Raw genomic sequence first — 15760 nt, forward strand, 5'->3', positions numbered from 1 at the left:
TTAAGATTAGTTAAAGTTTGCTTGACGATTAACATCAGGAATTTGATTGACGTTTCTGAGGCCTGGAACATTCCTGTATAAAAAGTTGTTTAGTTTGTTAGCGTCCGAACCTATCGAACCAATACCATTTAACTCAAGCTGAATAAAAAATGCATAATTTGGATTGGGGCTTGTTGGCAATGATATTCTGTCAAAGATTGATCTTGCAACCCAGCAGCCGCCGTCATATTCTAATCCTGCTAAAACTTCAATAGTTTGCGAGCTCTTCAAATCGTAATTGTAACGACCAATAGAGTAGAATCGGTTTCCGAGAGGCCATTGACCCGCCGCATTTAAAACTTCTAAATCTTGATTATTATCAATAATATTATCAATCAATCGATAGCTTACATTGAGCATTTTTCCCGGCTCTGGATTATATCGACTTCCAAGCGTGCTTCTTAATAAACTGTTAGAGGTTGGGTCAAATTGAAACATTGCATCTAGATTAAGTGAATTTGGTAATTTTGCTGATGCACCCATAAAAATATCTGAATTTGCTTTTTTAGCTTCTGTAAGATCATTACCAAAGACTCTTCTGTCTTCAAAATAATATCTTTGAGCAATTATGGCAGATAATCTCTCCCTACCATTTTTATCTAAAAATTTAGATGTTAATGATGCAGTTAATTGATTTGCATCATTTATTCGATCTTGCCCATTATATTGATTCTCATAAAATAAAGTTTGCATATTTAAATCAGCAAGGCCTGAGTCAAAGTTAGGCAATACTGATTGATCTTTATATGGAATGTAGACATAAAATAATCTCGGCTCAAGCGTGTTTGTATAATTTTGATTTAAAAAATTTATATTTCTGTCGAGATAAACACCGCTATCCAAAGAGAAAATTGGTGTGACTATATCTTTGTTATTATCAGGTGAATTGTTAAGATTATAAGATCTAATATTTGCAGAAACTTTCGGTTTAATATATCCGTATTCAGAGGTTAGTGGAATAGTGATTGCTGGAGTCATTGTAAATCTGCTCCCAGTAATCTTTTGCGCATCTGTGAATGTTGATGCGAACTTATCATCCCTTTCAAAAAGAGTCCATTGTGACTTAAGGTCTAATATGAAATTATCGTAGTCTTTTTTCCCCGAGAGATTGACTTGTGGAAGCCTTTGATATGGGGAATTTGATGCATTTGTTAATGTTTGATATTTTTCAGTTAGTAAGTTTAATTTCCAAATATCACCCGAATAATTTAGATTTACTCTTTGAGGTAAATTAACCACGCTAGTAACTTGAATCATAGTGGCTAAATCAGAAAAGTAAGTATTATCTGATACTTTTTGAAGATCATAAGATCCTGACCAACCCCTACCAAATTGATGCTGATGATTAAGTTTTAAAAAATATCTATTATCTTGACCGCTAGATTGATCATGATTCATATATTGAAGTTGATTAATTCCTGAATAGTTTTCGGTTAGGTAGCGAAACTCACCATCCGCCAAAGGCCCTCTTTTACCTAAATACCTGGCTGTCAGAGTTGCATCCATATTAGGAGAAATATTAAAGTAATAAGGTGTACGAAACTCAAAACCACTTTTAGATGTAGTGCCGAAGGTCGAAGATAAGAAGCCAGATTGCCTATTTTTATTGAGAGAAAAGCTTGTACTAGGCATGTAGAATATCGGGACCCCTTTGAAATCAAGCGAGGCATGTGAGGCTTTTACTTGGTCTTTTTTTGTATCAATTTCCATATTTTTAGATTTAATATACCAGTCATTGGAATCTACCTCACACGTGGTTAATCTACTGGATTCAAGTTTTGTCTTATTTTCGCCTTCAAAAAAAATTGCTTTAGCATCACCTCGGAAGTCATAATAACGTTTGGTAACTTGAATGCCTTTTTGAACGATCGTTTCTTCTTTTTTATCAGACTTTATATTAAAGGTCACATCCTCCATCTTCCCAGTCTGGTCGCTTAATCTATAATTAAGCTTTGTGCCAGAAAGAGAAATTTTTTCTAGGTCTATGGATGTATTTCCTTGTGTAATGAGTTTTTCTGAAATTTGATCATACTCAATCACTTCAGCTTTGATAGTTTTATTGCCTTTTTTGAGAATAGCATTCCCTTTAGCTTTCATTTTTCTATCAAGAAGCGTTTCAAGGCTATCCCCTTCAATTTCCACTGATTCCTGAAAAATTTCTGAAGATTGTTTTTCGCTTACCAAGTCTTCAGCAGATGAAAGCTGAGGAAGAAGAAAAAACACTAGCCATATCGGTGAGATTGTTTTTCTATACATGGAATTTTGCTGAAGGAGCAAGTAGGGGTGCTATAGTTTTAATTTTGAATATTTCATAAACGTTAAAATCTCATATTTTAGATATTTTATCAACTTAAATTTATTAATAATCAGGTAGTTATATAACTTACTTCATTAAGCTAATTGCTTAAAACGTACAATTTTTTTTAAAATTTATAGGTATTTTTTATTGTGACTCGCGAAATTCAGATTGCTACGTGGTTAAATAAAGCACTTAAAAATCAAGAGTATACGATAAATCCTGCTTCTTCAGACGCTAGTTTTCGTCGTTATTTCCGTATTGTTTCAAATAATCAGTCTTATATCTTAATGGACGCCCCTCCTGATAAAGAAAATTCAAAGCCCTTTGTTGACATAGCAAATATTCTTTTTAAGGCAGGATTAAATGTGCCTAAGATTCATGAGGCAGACATGAAAGAAGGCTTTTTGTTATTGTCAGATTTAGGCAGTGACACTTACCTTGAAGAGCTCAATCATGAAAATGCATCATCGCTTTATAAAGATGCTTACTTAGCGCTTATTAAAATACAAAAAAATGCTGATACTTCATCACTTAAACTCTATGAGGATTCGTTGTTGATGCAAGAGCTTCGATTATTCCCTGATTGGTATGTAAAACTTCATAAATCTTATGAAATGAATGATTCGGAAAAAAACATTCTTAACTTAACTTTTGATTTACTTATCAAGAATATTCGGTCTCATACAGAAGTTTTTGTACATAGAGATTTTCACTCGAGAAACTTGATGTTTTGTAATGGAGAACAGGGTGAAAATCCAGGCATTTTAGATTTTCAAGATGCAGTGAAGGGATCTATTGTTTATGATCTCGTTTCTCTATTTAAAGACGCTTACATTGTTTGGGAAGAAGAACAGATTATAGATTGGCTAATTCGATACTGGGAATCGGCAAAGAAAAATGGGCTTAAAGTTCAGGAGGATTTCGCAGAGTTTTATAGAGATTTTGAGTGGATGGGTGTTCAAAGGCATTTGAAAGTATTAGGTATTTTTGCTCGCTTAAATTACAGAGATCATAAAGCAAATTATTTAAACGATTTGCCTACCGTTGAAAATTATTTACGAAGAGCCTGCGAACGCTACAGGGAATTGCGCCCTCTATTAAACATAATTAACAAATTAAGTTTGACATAACCTTATGAAAGCTATGATTCTAGCAGCGGGCAAGGGCGAAAGAATGCGCCCTTTGACTGATGAAATACCAAAGCCATTATTAGAAGTAGCTGGTAAGCCATTAATAGTTTGGCATATAGAAAAATTAGCCAAGGCTCATTTTAAAGAAGTGGTCATTAATCATGCATATTTAGGTGAAATGATTGAAGCATATCTTGGCGATGGTTCAAAATGGGGCCTTAAGATTCAATATTCTAGAGAAGGTAGTCCATTAGAAACAGCAGGAGGCATAAAAAAAGCACTATCGTTTTTGGGAGATGAGCCTTTTTTAGTGGTTAATGCAGACATATTTACTGACCTAGATTACATTACATTAAAAAATATGAACTTAGATAATTTTAAAGGTCACTTAGTTATGGTTAAAAATCCACCACACCATATGAAAGGGGATTTTGTTTTAAAACATAACAAGATTGAACTGGAGGGAAGTAATAAATTAACTTTCTCCGGCTTAGCTATTTATCGACCAGAAATCTTTGAAGAAATCAATATGGAGTCTGTTGCGAAGTTAGCGCCTATACTCAAGAAATTAATTGATGCGGGATGTATTTGTGGTGAGGAGTATCATGGGCTTTGGTTTGATATAGGCACACCAAAGAGACTGGAAGAAATTAATTTCTTTTTAAAAAATAATAATTTCACAAGCTAGATTAAATATGAGCAATAAAGATTATACAGAATTTAAAAAAAGGAGAGATGCTCTAGCCAATAAAATTGGTGATGGCATAGCTATCATTTTTAATGCTAGTGAAACCATTAGAAATCGAGATAGTCATTACCCTTATCGATCTGATAGCTATTTCCATTATTTCTCAGGATTTAATGAGCCACAATCTGCGCTAGTTATTTTGGGCGGAAAATCTCCAAAAACGATTCTATTTTGTCGTAACAAAAACGTTGATATGGAAATCTGGAACGGTTTCATATATGGACCTAAAGAAGCGAAAGAACTTTTTCTATTTGATGAAGCTTACGATATCAACTTACTTGATGAGATTGTTTTAAAAGAAATTCCAGGACACCAGAAAATATATCATCGAATAGGTCAAGATGTTTTGATCGATCAAAAAATTAATGATTGGATAAAACAATTAAAAGAAAAAGGTAGGGCTGGAGTTCGAGCGCCCCATGAAATTCAGGATATTAGTTATATAGCAGATGAAATGCGACTTATAAAAAGTGATTTTGAAATTGACATGATGCGACATTCAGCAAAGATTGCATCTTTAGCGCATAATCGCGCAATGAGATTTGTAAAGCCTCATATGTATGAATATGAACTTGAGGCTGAAATTATGCATGAATTCATGTCTCAAGGAATTCGTTCGCCAGCATATCAATCCATTATTGCCGCTGGGGGAAATGCATGCACATTGCATTATATTAATAATAACTCTGAGATTAAAGATGGGGATCTTATCTTAATAGATGCAGGATGTGAGTTAGAAGGATATGCATCCGACATAACAAGAACGTTTCCTGCAAATGGAAAATATACAAAAATACAAACAGATTTTTATCAAATGGTATTAGATGCTCAAAGTGCGGCCTTAAAAATGATATCTCCGAAACATCACTGGAATGAGCCTCATGAGGCAGCTTTATCAGTTCTAATTGATGGGTTTAGAGACTTTGGTTTATGCCAGGGAAGCCGCGAAGAAATTTATGAAACAGGGGCTTATAAAGAATTCTATATGCATAGAACAGGTCACTGGCTAGGCCTTGATGTCCATGATGCGGGTGAATATAAAAATGTTTCAAAAGAATGGAAACAGCTAACACCAGGTATGACATTAACTGTGGAGCCGGGTTGCTATATTCGGCCTTCTTCAAAAGTACCTAAGGAATTTTGGAATATTGGTATCAGAATTGAAGACGACGTTTTGGTGACGCAAGATGGTCATGAAGTACTTACTAAAGATAGTCCAAAAACAATAGAATCTATTGAAGCATTGATGGCAAAATGAAAAAGCCAGAATACCTCATTGTGGGGGCTGGTCCGGTTGGCCTAATTTTCTCTTTATTACTAGCAAAGCAAAATAAAAACTCGCATCTTTTAGAGTTAAGAAAAAAAAATGATGCAGGTTCAGATAATCGAGCATTAGCTCTCTCATATGGAACAAAACTCGTTCTTGAAAATCTTGGGATATGGACATTATTAGAAAAAAAGATTACTCCAATTCAAAGCATTCACACAAGTCAAAAAAATAGCTTCGGACGTACTTTACTATCTGCAGAGGAATATAATTTGCCGGCATTGGGTTACGTTGTCTCTTATGGAGATTTATCAAAAGCACTTGAAGAAGAAATTAATCAATCCTCATTAGTAAAAATTAGTTATGAATTTGAAGTCTCGGCTATTGAAAATAAAGAAGATAAATCTATTTTGTATGGCCGTACTAAAAATTCACCTCTCGAAACGCCACTTTTAATACTGGCTGATGGCGGAAAAAATAATACTGATTTAATTCAAAATCTTAAAAGAAAAGAAACCAGTTATAACCATACCGCGCTTGTTACAAAAGTGACTTCAGAAATTCCACCTAAAAGTGTTGCCTATGAGAGATTTACGTCTATGGGCCCTATTGCGCTTTTGCCGAATGGGCCTAAAGAATTTTCATTGGTATGGACAGGAAAAGATTCAGACATTCAAGCGCTAGCCAAGACAAAAAAAAATGTATTTTTAGAAAAATTACATGAGCACTTTGGAGATAGAGTTGGAAGATTTATCGATTGTGAGAAGTTTATTACCTTCCCATTAAGAAAAATTGTTCTTGCAGACTTTCCGAAATCCCACATAGTAGTCATCGGTAATTCCGCACAAACAATGCACCCAGTTGCTGGACAAGGTTTTAATACTGGAATCAGGGATGCTCATGCATTATCGAAATTAATGAATGAATCAGAGTCGGCTTATGTAGGGTCTGAATCATTTGTAAATCAATATTATACTTCTAGAAAGTCAGAGACAAAAAAGACGCTTTTTTTTACAGATTCTTTAGTAAATATTTTTTCAAATGACTTGGTTGGTCTATCCATAACAAGGGGATTTGGCTTATCCCTTTTGGATAACTTTAGGCCCATCAAAAAATTTTTAGTCAGTAAAATGAGTTTTGGAAAATGATTCAACCATCGAGTGATGTATTGATTTTAGGCTCAGGCATTGTGGGGATGGCTTCTTTAATCGCTATAGATAAATATGATATCAAGGCAACGCTATTATCAGAAGTAACAGCCCTTCACAAAAAAGAAGTTGACCCTAGATTTTATGCAATTACGCCAGGTGTTAAAACATGGCTAGAAAAAAATGGCGTATGGGCTTTTTTGCCTGAAAAAGAAGTATTTTCAGTGCGATCTATTACTGTTTACTCGGATAAGGGACTTTCATCTTTAAAATTTAATAATGATGATGTAGACATGAATGAGCTTGCATTTATTGTGAATCATGATGAGCTTGAAAAAGCATTTATTTATCGAGTAAGCGACATAAACCATGAGAAAATTAAAACAGACAAGATTGAGTCTCTAAGTGTAGGAGCGAAAGATATAAATATCACTTATGCGAATGACAATATACGCCAATTTAAATTGATCATTGGCGCTGACGGATCGAATTCTTGGCTTCGTAGCCAGTCATCTATAAATTTCAGGAATAAAGATTTTGATCAGACAGCAATAGTGTTTAATATTAAAACTTTAAAAGCACATCAAGGATGTGCTTATCAAAAATTTATGTATCACGGTATATTGGCATTACTTCCTATATATTTAGATGAATTTTCGGTTGTATATTCTTTAAATAATGAGATGCTTAAAGAATATAAAAGCTTTACCGATACTAAATTCATTCAAATGTTAAAAAATGAAATAGGTGAAGTGTTCGGAGATATTTCCTTAACAACAAAGCGCCAATACTTCCCTTTAAACATGAAGATTAATGAATCATTAATTTCAGATCGTATTTTACTTGTAGGAGATGCAGCTCACCAGGTCCATCCGCTTGCAGGCCAGGGTTTAAATTTAGGTTTAAGAGATGTAATAGAAATTGATAAATTATTAAGCTCAAATAAAAAATATCATCATGATCTTGGATTAAAGACTTTTCTTAAAAAATATAATCGCAATAGAAAGACTGATATATTAACCTTGAGCTATTTAACAGATAAGTTAAGCTCTCTTTTTATATCTAAAAATCATATTGTGGATTTTGTAATTAATTTTGGACTTAATAAAATTGATCAAAATCAGCTGATTAAAAAAATTCTTATAAAAAAAGCAATTCATTAAATGACGACTTTAAAAAAATTATAGTACTTCTCTTATCTTTACCTTCTTTTTATTTGATGGCAGATGAAGCCAATTTAAAAAAGATGATTGAAGCTTCTTACCCAAAATACAAGGTTGAGAGCATCAAGAAAACTTCTTACAGTGGACTCTACGAAGTTTTTATGGGCGGTCAAATTGTTTATACAGATGAAAAATTTTCATTTCTTATTGCAGAGGGCCGTATTGTTGACCCAAAAACAAAGAAGGATGTAACGGGAGAGCGCCTCGAAGATTTAACTAAAATCGATTTTTCATCGCTACCTCTTGCCTCAGCAATTAAAACTATCAAAGGTGACGGGTCTAGAAAATTAGTTGTTTTTTCAGATGTTGATTGTCCTTTTTGTAAAAGGCTTGAGCAGAATGAATTTACACATTTAAATAATATTACGATTTATACATTTCTCTTTCCAATTGAAAAGTTGCATCCAGATGCTAAGAATAAATCACGACTTATTTGGTGCGCTAAAGACCGCTCAAAAGCCTGGCTTGATTGGTCGTTAAATGAGGCGTTGCCTTCTGGCAAAGCAAATTGTGAAGCACCTACAGAACAAGTGCTTGAATTAGGCTCAAAGTTAGGGATCACATCTACGCCGACCCTTATTTTTTCTGATGGCAAGCGAATGTTAGGTGCTCAGTCTTATAAAGAGATAGAAAAAGTGTTAAACAGCATTAAATTATAAGGTCTTTTAGGCAACAAATAGCTTGACATTTATTCCTAAACAACGTAAAAAAGCTCCCAGGTGTTTGGTTTCGAGTTTTATTTAGCTAGCTTTAATTTATATTTAAGTAGTGCTTTAGTTCTTGATTCAAACTTTTGGGGGGCCTCCCTTGTTTAAAGTTAAGGATTTATGAAATGGCAACAGGTACAGTAAAGTGGTTTAATGATTCAAAAGGTTTTGGTTTTATTACTCCTGATGATGGTGGTGATGATTTATTCGCTCACTTCTCAGCAATCGTAGATACAGGATATAAAAGTCTTAAAGAAGGTCAAAGAGTAACTTTTGACGTTACAGACGGACCAAAAGGCAAGCAAGCTTCAAATATAAATAAAGCCTAGTTTCAAATTAAATAAATAAGCCCGCGAAAGCGGGCTTTTTTTTTACATATAACTTATGATGGCGTCAGCAAAGCTATCTGTGGATAGCGCATCTCCATTATTTAATTGTGATGAAAAATCTTGAGTGACTTTTTGAGCTACTAATGTTTTTCTAAATGCTGATAAGAGTATGCCAGCAGCTTCCGACCATCCCATATGTCTTAACATCATTTCAGCAGACAGAATAAGAGAACTGGGGTTGGCGATTTTTTTACCCGCAATGCTTGGAGCGGAACCATGAGTCGCTTCAAAAATAACAGTCGAATCTGATAAATTAGCACCCGGTGCAATACCAATACCTCCAACTTGAGCAGCTAATGCATCTGAAATGTAGTCTCCGTTAAGATTAAGCGTGGCTACAACATCATATTTGCTTGGGTGGAGTAAAATTTCCTGCAAAAAGGCATCTGCAATACAATCATTGATAATGAGGCCGTTATCACATTTAAAACCGGTTTTTCCTTCAATAGCTTTAGCACCAAACTCATCTCGGGCTAGCTCATATCCCCATTCTTTAAACCCACCTTCAGTAAATTTCATAATATTGCCTTTGTGGACCAGCGTCACCGATCTTTTTTTATGCTCAATAGCATACTCAATCGCTTTTCTTATCAGCCTTTGGCTGCCTTCTTTAGAAACAGGTTTAATACCTATAGCAGTTGATTCGGGGAAGCGAATTTTATTTTTAATACCCAATTCTGAAATCATTTGAATAATTTTCTTGGATTCCTCGGAGTATGCTTGCCATTCAATCCCTGCGTAAATATCCTCTGTATTTTCTCTAAAAATAACCATATTAGTTTTTTCAGGATTTTTTAGAGGGCTTGGCACACCATCAAAGTACTCAATAGGTCTTAAGCAGACGTATAGATCTAGTTCTTGTCTCATTGCTACATTAAGAGATCTAATACCTCCACTCACGGGCGTCGTGAGCGGGCCTTTAATTGATACAACGCACTCTTTCATAGCATCAAGAGTTTCTTGAGGTAGCCATGTATCATTGTCGTATGTTTTTGTAGCTTTTTCTCCCGCATAAATTTCCATCCAAGCAATTTCCTTTTCCCCACCATAAGCTTTTAAGACAGCATGATTGACGACTTTAAGCATTGCCGGTGTAATGTCTACACCAATGCCATCGCCTTCAATAAATGGGATAATGGGACGGTCTGGAACATTCAAAGATAAGTTTGAATTGACTGTAATTTTAGATGCATTTTTTGGAAAATTAATTTTACTAAGCATTCATACTCACTTTTATTTTAATGAAAATACTATTTAATAAGCCTTACGGTGTGGTTTGTCAGTTTAGTAAGCATGACAACCATAAAACCTTAAAAGATTTTATTCCAATACCTAATGTTTATCCTGCAGGAAGGCTTGACACTGATAGTGAAGGTTTAATTATTCTAACTGATGATGGGATATTTCAACATCAAATTAGTGATCCAAAATACAAAATGCAAAAAACTTATTGGGCTCAGGTTGAGGGCACACCAAAAGAGAGTGATTTAGAGGAATTAAGACAAGGCGTTGATTTAGGAGAATTTAAAACATTACCCGCAGAAGTAAAAATGATAAATGAACCTAAAATATTATGGGAAAGAATTCCGCCAATTAGAGAGAGAAAAATGATTGCCACAACCTGGCTTGAAATTAAAATATCAGAAGGTAAAAATCGTCAAGTAAGAAGAATGACTGGAAAAATTGGATACCCCACCCTAAGATTAATTCGTTTTGCGATTGGACCTTATAACTTAGATGAATTAGATCTTAGTGCCTATAAAATTCTCCATGATTAAAAAATTATTTTTGATTCATACCTTAAGGATTGGGATTAAAGGAGTGCTACCCCGTTAATAAGCAACCGATTATGATAAAATTTAGCTACATTTATTCGAAGCATATCTATGTCAGGTAATACTCTAGGTACTTTATTTACACTTACTTCTTTTGGTGAATCACATGGCGCAGCTATAGGCGGTATTGTGGACGGCTGTCCGCCAGGATTGGATTTGTCGGAAGAAGATTTGCAAATAGACTTGGATAGAAGAAAACCTGGCACCTCAAAGCATGTGACTCAACGCAAGGAAGAAGATAAGGTTGAGATTTTATCTGGTGTATTTGAAGGTAAAACAACAGGTGCACCTATCGGGTTTATTATTCGCAATACAGATCAACGAAGTCAAGACTATTCAAAAATTAAAGATGTATTCCGCCCCGGACATGCAGACTATACATACGCCCACAAATATGGAATAAGAGACTATAGGGGTGGCGGAAGATCAAGCGCTAGGGAGACCGCTGTTAGAGTTGCTGCAGGCGCTATTGCAAAAAAATGGTTACTTAAGAAATATGGAACTACAATCCGAGCATACTTGAGTCAAATGGGCGCTATTCAAATAGCATTTAAAAACTGGGAAGATGTAAATAAAAATCCATTTTTTTGCCCTAATCAAGATCAGGTAATTGAGCTAGAAGAATATTTAGATGGCATTCGTGCCGACAGAGATTCGGTAGGTGCAAAAATTACTGTGGTTGCTGAGAATGTGCCTGTGGGATTTGGTGAGCCTATTTTTGGAAGATTAGACGCTGAAATTGCTCATGCAATGATGGGTATTAATGCTGTAAAAGGCGTTGATATTGGCAAAGGCTTCGGCTCTATCATTCAAAAAGGTAGTGAGCATGGCGACGAACTGACCCCACAAGGTTTTTTGACAAATAATGCAGGCGGTATTTTAGGGGGCATTTCGACAGGCCAGCCTATTATTGCTCATGTGGCATTTAAGCCAACCTCAAGCATTCCTCAAGATCGAAAATCAATCAACACAAAAGGCGAAGCCGTTCTGATGCAAACAACAGGCCGTCATGACCCTTGTGTTGCTATAAGAGCGACGCCTATTGTTGAAGCTATGTTAGCTTTGGTTATTATGGATCAAGCATTAAGACATCGAGCACAAAACGCGGATGTAATTGTGCACACACCTAAAATTTAGTGAGTTCTAGCCATAATCTTCATTGGCGTTTATCGCGTTTTTATTTCTTTTATTATTTCTTCGTAGGTTCTTTTGTCCCTTATTGGGGAATTTATCTACAATCAGAAAATTTTTCACCTTCAAGCATTGGCATTCTTCTATCTTTATTCCAAATCAGTCGCATCGTTGCCCCTAATTTTTGGGGGTGGTTAGCCGACCATTCAGGTCATCGAGTTAAATGGATAAAGCTGACATCATTTCTAGGTCTCATAGGGTTTATAGGTGTTTTTTGGGCAAAGGGTTTTTTTTGGATCTTTTTAGTAATGTCAGCATTAAGTTTATTTACGAGTTCAACATTACCTCTTGCGGAATCTTTAACTCTCGCACATTTAGCAACTACAGATGGGCATTACAGCAGAATAAGATTATGGGGATCAATCGGATTTATTGTGGCGTCATTATTCTTAGGCTATTTAATAGATCTTCAAGGAATTAATATTTTATTGTGGGGTTTACTCATAACTCAAGCCATTATATTTTTCTTATCAAATACCATCCCTGAAGCTAAGGAGATTCACCACAAAAAAAACGATTTATCTATTTGGAAGATTATCAAAACACCATCTGTAGTAGCGCTTTTAATCGGATGCACTTTAATGGTTTCAGCTCACGGAGTGCTCTATAATTTTTATTCAATCTACCTAAAAGAGCATGGATATAGCAGTGCTATGATAGGATGGCTTTGGGCGGTTGGTGTTATTTGTGAAATTTTTATTTTTATGTTGATGCCAAAAATTTTACGTCGGTACTCACTTAAAACAATTTTATTAATAAGTTTATTTTTAGGTGTGATTCGATTTATTCTCATAGGAGCTTCTCCTGATCACTTCTATTTATTACTCATAGCACAAATGTTTCATGCTGCAACCTTTGGAAGTTTTCACGCAGCCTCAATTGAGGTTATTGCTTACTTTTTTAAAGGGCGAAATCAGTCAAGGGGGCAGGCAATTTATAATAGTGTAGCTTATGGAATTGGAGGAACTATTGGGGGTTTAGGCGGCGGTTATTTAATACAATATCTTGGCGGTCAGCTTGGTTTTATGATCGCTGCTATATCACCACTCATTGGATTTATAGTGATTTGGTATGGATTAAAATTAAAAATTAAAGGCAATAAAGTATTTGGCTAAGACTAGCCCTCAATCAATGCGTAAGCTGAATGATTATGAATAGATTCGAAGTTTTCAGACTCCACTACAAAGTGATTGATTCTTTTTTCTAGTTTTAGTTGAGCCGCAACGTCTCTTACCATATCTTCTACAAATTTAGGATTGTCGTAAGCTTTCTCAGTCACATATTTTTCATCAGGTCTTTTTAGTAGACCATAAAGCTCAGATGATGCCTGTTTTTCAATAAGCTCAATTAATTCTTCTACCCAAATAAATTTATTAATTTCAGCCGTAACTGTGACGTGAGATCTTTGATTATGCGCCCCATAATCTGAAATTTTCTTTGAGCATGGACAAAGGCTCGTAACGGGAACTACAACTTTGATTGTATTTTTGAATTTTCCATCAACAATTTTTCCAATAAAACTTACTTCATAATCTAAAAGACTTTTAACACCGGAAACAGGTGCAGTTTTATTAATAAAATATGGAAACGTCATTTCAACATCACAAGATTTTGATTCAAGCCGCTTAATCATTTCTCTTAAAATATTTTCAAAAGACTCAACAGAAATTTCTCGTTCATTCATGTTTAAGATTTCGACAAATCTAGACATATGAGTACCTTTAAAATTATGCGGCAAATATACATACATATTGAATGTTGCAATTGTATGTTGAGCGCCGCCCGTTTTATCTTTTACGAGTACGGGATGCTTTATAGATTTAATGCCAACTTTATCAATATCCAAACTCCTTAAATCAGTGGAGCTTTGAACATCTTCAATCGGGCAGACGTGGTCGCTTGTTGTCATAATAAAGAATTAAATATTAATACTTGAGTGTAGCACTAGGTTAATTTTTTCTCAATTGATTTAATGATAGATGCTGCATCTAACCCATATTTTTTTCGTAACTGTTCCTGGCTGCCTTGTTCGACAAACTCATCAGGAATGCCAATGCGAAGCGATTGGCATTTTAAATCATACTCACTGATGATTTCTAAAATAGCTGATCCAGCGCCACCTGAAATTGCGTTTTCTTCCAAGGTTACAAGGAGTTTATGTGAGGAGCCCAAATCTCTAATCAATTTGATATCGAGAGGTTTGATGAATCTCATATTAATCACAGTGGCATTGATCTTTTCCCCAGCCTTTAGAGCTTCATCTAAAGTATTTCCAAAAGCTAGTAGGGCAATCTTATTACCTTTTCTAATAAGCTCGGCTTTGCCGATTGGAATAGCAACCATCTTAGATTTAATTGATGATCCTGGTCCTGACCCTCTTGGGTAGCGAACTGCTGAAATTCCTTTAAATTTAAATCCGGTATAAAGCATTTGGCGACATTCATTTTCGTTGCTTGGTGCCATAATGACAATATTTGGGATACATCTTAAAAATGACATATCGAAACTTCCTGAATGTGTAGGCCCATCCTGCCCAACAATTCCAGCTCTATCGATAGCAAGTAGCATTGGAATGTTTTGCAATGCGACATCATGTATTAATTGATCATAAGCCCTTTGAAGGAAAGTCGAGTAAATAGCAATTACAGGTTTGTAATTTTCACGAGCAAGTCCGGCAGCAAAAGTGATTGCATGCTGTTCGGCGATACCTACATCAAAAAAACGGTCCGGAAATTTTTCAGCAAATTTATTTAGGCCGGAACCGTCTGACATAGCAGGAGTGATTGCACATAGCTTTTTATCAGTCACAGCCATGTCAACAATCCAGTCCCCAAACACATCGGTATAAGTAGCCTTTTTTGTTTTTAATGGCTGAGCGCCGTCATTCATGTTGAATTGACCTACACCATGAAATTTATTGGGATCAATCTCTGCAGGCTCATAACCAAAGCCTTTTTGTGTTGCTACATGAAGAAACTGTGGCCCTCGAAGTTCCTTAAGATTACTTAGTGTATCAATCAGCGCATTGAGATCGTGCCCATCAATAGGGCCAATATAATTAAAACCAAACTCCTCAAATAAAGTTCCTGGAATTACCATGCCTTTCATATGTTCTTCAGCGCGCTTTGCAAATTCAAGCATGGGAGGTATGACTGATAAAACAGCTTTACTTGAACGCTTGATGCTTCCATATAGATTGCCTGACATAAGCTTTGCAAGGTAATTATTAAGAGCACCTACGTTTTTAGAAATTGACATATCATTGTCATTTAAAATGACCAAGATATTATTGCTTGAGTCACCAGCATTATTAAGGCCTTCAAAAGCCATCCCGGCAGTCATGGCACCATCGCCAATAATTGCAATTGCCTTATGTTCTAAATTTTTCTTTTTGAGGGCTTCGGCCATGCCTAGAGCAGCTGAAATTGAGGTGCTTGAGTGACCAGTTCCAAAAATATCATAATCACTTTCTAATATTTTTGGGAAACCTGAAATTCCACCTAAAGCTCTTAAAGAGCCCATTTTCTTTTTTCTACCAGTCAGAATTTTATGTGGGTAAGTTTGATGTCCAACATCCCATATAAATTTATCTTGAGGGCAATCGAAAACATAATGGAGTGCTACAGTAAGTTCTATAACACCAAGATTTGATGAAAGATGGCCACCTGTTTTTGAAACGCTTTCGATAATAAAATTTCTTATCTCGTCACATAATATAACAAGCTCGCTACGACTGAGTTTTTTTAAATCTTTTGGTAAATTGATTTTATCAAGGAGATTCATG

The 15760-nt window shown here is 35.3% G+C and carries 14 protein-coding genes; 10 read left to right on the forward strand and 4 right to left on the reverse strand.

The features are described 5' to 3' along the window. Positions 1-6 precede the first annotated feature (6 nt). Entirely contained in the window at positions 7-2295 is a 2289-nt protein-coding gene (locus tag BN1208_RS01800) for an LPS-assembly protein LptD (RefSeq protein ID WP_052734604.1), read from the reverse strand. 192 nt (positions 2296-2487) lie between these two features. On the opposite strand from BN1208_RS01800, the gene BN1208_RS01805 reads away from it, so the two are divergent. The 7 genes from BN1208_RS01805 (at position 2488) to BN1208_RS01835 (ending at position 8890) form a co-directional block, all read left to right on the forward strand. Further along, entirely contained in the window at positions 2488-3468 is a 981-nt protein-coding gene (locus tag BN1208_RS01805) for an aminoglycoside phosphotransferase family protein (RefSeq protein ID WP_046487281.1), read from the forward strand. A 4-nt stretch (positions 3469-3472) separates the two neighbouring features. Beyond that, positions 3473-4156, forward strand: coding sequence for an N-acetylmuramate alpha-1-phosphate uridylyltransferase MurU (gene murU / locus BN1208_RS01810; RefSeq protein ID WP_046487284.1), 684 nt, complete (start codon positions 3473-3475; stop codon positions 4154-4156). A 7-nt stretch (positions 4157-4163) separates the two neighbouring features. Beyond that, the gene (locus BN1208_RS01815) at positions 4164-5474 is read left to right on the forward strand and encodes an aminopeptidase P N-terminal domain-containing protein (RefSeq protein WP_046487288.1); all 1311 of its coding nucleotides are present in this window, start codon (positions 4164-4166) and stop codon (positions 5472-5474) included. Further along, entirely contained in the window at positions 5471-6631 is a 1161-nt protein-coding gene (locus BN1208_RS01820; protein WP_046487292.1) for an FAD-dependent monooxygenase, read from the forward strand. Before BN1208_RS01815 ends, BN1208_RS01820 begins: the two co-directional genes overlap by 4 nt. After that, a complete protein-coding gene (locus tag BN1208_RS07105; RefSeq protein ID WP_052734605.1) occupies positions 6628-7794 on the forward strand; it encodes an FAD-dependent monooxygenase in 1167 nt (388 codons plus the stop codon). The genes BN1208_RS01820 and BN1208_RS07105 overlap by 4 nt, the downstream gene beginning before the upstream one ends. Positions 7795-7850: 56 nt before the next feature. Then, on the forward strand, positions 7851-8513 hold the full coding sequence (locus BN1208_RS01830; protein WP_082092819.1) for a DsbC family protein: 663 nt from the start codon (positions 7851-7853) through the stop codon (positions 8511-8513). A 173-nt stretch (positions 8514-8686) separates the two neighbouring features. Continuing rightward, positions 8687-8890, forward strand: a complete 204-nt coding sequence (locus BN1208_RS01835) for a cold-shock protein (protein WP_046487297.1) — start codon at positions 8687-8689, stop codon at positions 8888-8890. A 42-nt stretch (positions 8891-8932) separates the two neighbouring features. Here the strand turns inward: BN1208_RS01835 and icd are convergent, their stop codons facing one another. Next, positions 8933-10171 carry an NADP-dependent isocitrate dehydrogenase gene (gene icd / locus BN1208_RS01840; RefSeq protein ID WP_046487301.1) on the reverse strand — a complete coding sequence of 413 codons (1239 nt, stop codon included), beginning with the start codon at positions 10169-10171 and terminating at the stop codon, positions 8933-8935. Between the two features lie 20 nt (positions 10172-10191). Here icd and BN1208_RS01845 point away from each other — a divergent pair, with 20 nt between their 5' ends. The 3 genes from BN1208_RS01845 (at position 10192) to BN1208_RS01855 (ending at position 13091) form a co-directional block, all read left to right on the forward strand. Continuing rightward, positions 10192-10728, forward strand: a complete 537-nt coding sequence (locus BN1208_RS01845; protein WP_046487304.1) for a pseudouridine synthase — start codon at positions 10192-10194, stop codon at positions 10726-10728. A 108-nt stretch (positions 10729-10836) separates the two neighbouring features. After that, a complete protein-coding gene (gene aroC / locus BN1208_RS01850; RefSeq protein WP_046487309.1) occupies positions 10837-11922 on the forward strand; it encodes a chorismate synthase in 1086 nt (361 codons plus the stop codon). Continuing rightward, a complete protein-coding gene (locus tag BN1208_RS01855; RefSeq protein ID WP_046487312.1) occupies positions 11922-13091 on the forward strand; it encodes an MFS transporter in 1170 nt (389 codons plus the stop codon). Before aroC ends, BN1208_RS01855 begins: the two co-directional genes overlap by 1 nt. Positions 13092-13093: 2 nt before the next feature. Here BN1208_RS01855 and folE2 read toward each other — a convergent pair whose 3' ends face one another. Both folE2 and dxs read right to left on the reverse strand, forming a co-directional pair. Then, positions 13094-13885 (reverse strand): GTP cyclohydrolase FolE2, encoded by a 792-nt coding sequence (gene folE2, locus BN1208_RS01860; protein ID WP_046487314.1) that lies wholly within the window; start codon positions 13883-13885, stop codon positions 13094-13096. Between the two features lie 35 nt (positions 13886-13920). Further along, complete coding sequence (gene dxs / locus BN1208_RS01865) at positions 13921-15759, reverse strand: 1-deoxy-D-xylulose-5-phosphate synthase (RefSeq protein WP_046487318.1); 1839 nt, start codon at positions 15757-15759, stop codon at positions 13921-13923. Position 15760: the final 1 nt, after the last annotated feature.

The organism is Candidatus Methylopumilus planktonicus, assembly GCF_000981505.1.
GTDB lineage: Bacteria > Pseudomonadota > Gammaproteobacteria > Burkholderiales > Methylophilaceae > Methylopumilus > Methylopumilus planktonicus.

Coding starts and splice junctions, on each gene's coding strand:
- BN1208_RS01835 (WP_046487297.1), top strand. CDS start 8,687: ATGGCAACAGGTACAGTAAAGTGGTTTAATGATTCAAAAGGTTTTGGT.
- BN1208_RS01845 (WP_046487304.1), top strand. CDS start 10,192: ATGAAAATACTATTTAATAAGCCTTACGGTGTGGTTTGTCAGTTTAGT.
- BN1208_RS07105 (WP_052734605.1), top strand. CDS start 6,628: ATGATTCAACCATCGAGTGATGTATTGATTTTAGGCTCAGGCATTGTG.
- BN1208_RS01815 (WP_046487288.1), top strand. CDS start 4,164: ATGAGCAATAAAGATTATACAGAATTTAAAAAAAGGAGAGATGCTCTA.
- BN1208_RS01820 (WP_046487292.1), top strand. CDS start 5,471: ATGAAAAAGCCAGAATACCTCATTGTGGGGGCTGGTCCGGTTGGCCTA.
- murU (WP_046487284.1), top strand. CDS start 3,473: ATGAAAGCTATGATTCTAGCAGCGGGCAAGGGCGAAAGAATGCGCCCT.
- folE2 (WP_046487314.1), bottom strand. CDS start 13,885: ATGACAACAAGCGACCACGTCTGCCCGATTGAAGATGTTCAAAGCTCC.
- dxs (WP_046487318.1), bottom strand. CDS start 15,759: ATGAATCTCCTTGATAAAATCAATTTACCAAAAGATTTAAAAAAACTC.
- BN1208_RS01800 (WP_052734604.1), bottom strand. CDS start 2,295: ATGTATAGAAAAACAATCTCACCGATATGGCTAGTGTTTTTTCTTCTT.
- icd (WP_046487301.1), bottom strand. CDS start 10,171: ATGCTTAGTAAAATTAATTTTCCAAAAAATGCATCTAAAATTACAGTC.
- BN1208_RS01830 (WP_082092819.1), top strand. CDS start 7,851: ATGGCAGATGAAGCCAATTTAAAAAAGATGATTGAAGCTTCTTACCCA.
- aroC (WP_046487309.1), top strand. CDS start 10,837: ATGTCAGGTAATACTCTAGGTACTTTATTTACACTTACTTCTTTTGGT.